We start from the raw sequence: 1,712 nt of genomic DNA on the forward strand, positions 1-1,712 counted from the left end.
CATATTATATGGTTAAGTCCTCGATCTATTAGTATTCGTCAGCTCCACATGTCACCATGCTTCCACCTCGAACCTATCAACCTGATCATCTTTCAGGGATCTTACTAGCTTACGCTATGGGAAATCTCATCTTGAGGGGGGCTTCATGCTTAGATGCTTTCAGCACTTATCCCTTCCGCACATAGCTACCCAGCTATGCCCTTGGCAGAACAACTGGTACACCAGCGGTGCGTCCATCCCGGTCCTCTCGTACTAAGGACAGCTCCTCTCAAATTTCCTACGCCCACGACGGATAGGGACCGAACTGTCTCACGACGTTCTGAACCCAGCTCGCGTACCGCTTTAATGGGCGAACAGCCCAACCCTTGGGACCGACTACAGCCCCAGGATGCGATGAGCCGACATCGAGGTGCCAAACCTCCCCGTCGATGTGGACTCTTGGGGGAGATAAGCCTGTTATCCCCGGGGTAGCTTTTATCCGTTGAGCGATGGCCCTTCCATGCGGAACCACCGGATCACTAAGCCCGACTTTCGTCCCTGCTCGACTTGTAGGTCTCGCAGTCAAGCTCCCTTATGCCTTTGCACTCTACGAATGATTTCCAACCATTCTGAGGGAACCTTTGGGCGCCTCCGTTACACTTTAGGAGGCGACCGCCCCAGTCAAACTGCCCACCTGACACTGTCTCCCGGGTCGATAAGACCCGTAGGTTAGAATTTCAATACAGTCAGGGCGGTATCCCACCAGCGCCTCCACCGAAGCTAGCGCTCCGGTTTCAATGGCTCCCGCCTATCCTGTACAAACTGTACCAAAATTCAATATCAGGCTACAGTAAAGCTCCACGGGGTCTTTCCGTCCTGTCGCGGGTAACCTGCATCTTCACAGGTACTATAATTTCACCGAGTCTCTGGTTGAGACAGTGCCCAAATCGTTACACCTTTCGTGCGGGTCGGAACTTACCCGACAAGGAATTTCGCTACCTTAGGACCGTTATAGTTACGGCCGCCGTTTACTGGGGCTTCAGTTCAGAGCTTCGCTTACGCTAACCCCTCTCCTTAACCTTCCAGCACCGGGCAGGTGTCACCCCCTATACTTCGCCTTACGGCTTCGCAGAGAGCTGTGTTTTTGCTAAACAGTCGCTTGGGCCTATTCACTGCGGCTTTCCGTTAAGAAAGCACCCCTTCTCCCGAAGTTACGGGGTCATTTTGCCGAGTTCCTTAACCAGAGTTCTCTCGCACACCTTAGGATTCTCTCCTCGCCTACCTGTGTCGGTTTGCGGTACAGGCACCTTTTATCTCGCTAGAAGCTTTTCTTGGCAGCGGGGAATCAAAGACTTCGCTCCATAAGGAGCTTCCCCATCACAGCTCAGCCTTCACGATAAGCGGATTTGCCTACTTATCAGCCTAACTGCTTGGACGTGCACAACCAATCGCACGCTTCTTCTATCCTTCTGCGTCCCTCCATTGCTCAAACGATAAAGAGGTGGTACAGGAATATCAACCTGTTGTCCATCGCCTACGCCTGTCGGCCTCGGCTTAGGTCCTGACTAACCCTGAGCGGACGAGCCTTCCTCAGGAAACCTTAGGCATTCGGTGGACGGGATTCTCACCCGTCTTTCGCTACTCATACCGGCATTCTCACTTCTAAGCACTCCACCAGTCCTTACGGTCTGACTTCACTGTCCTTAGAACGCTCCCCTACCACTGATACCATT

At 52.9% G+C, this 1,712-nt stretch carries 1 rRNA gene; it reads right to left on the reverse strand.

The annotated features are described in order from the left end of the window. Window positions 1-8: 8 nt before the first annotated feature. Window positions 9-1,712, reverse strand: a 23S ribosomal RNA gene (locus tag ACS2CR_RS34050); the annotation flags it as partial.

The sequence above is a fragment of the Bacillus cereus group sp. BceL291 genome (assembly GCF_051776705.1).
Classification (GTDB): domain Bacteria; phylum Bacillota; class Bacilli; order Bacillales; family Bacillaceae_G; genus Bacillus_A; species Bacillus_A cereus.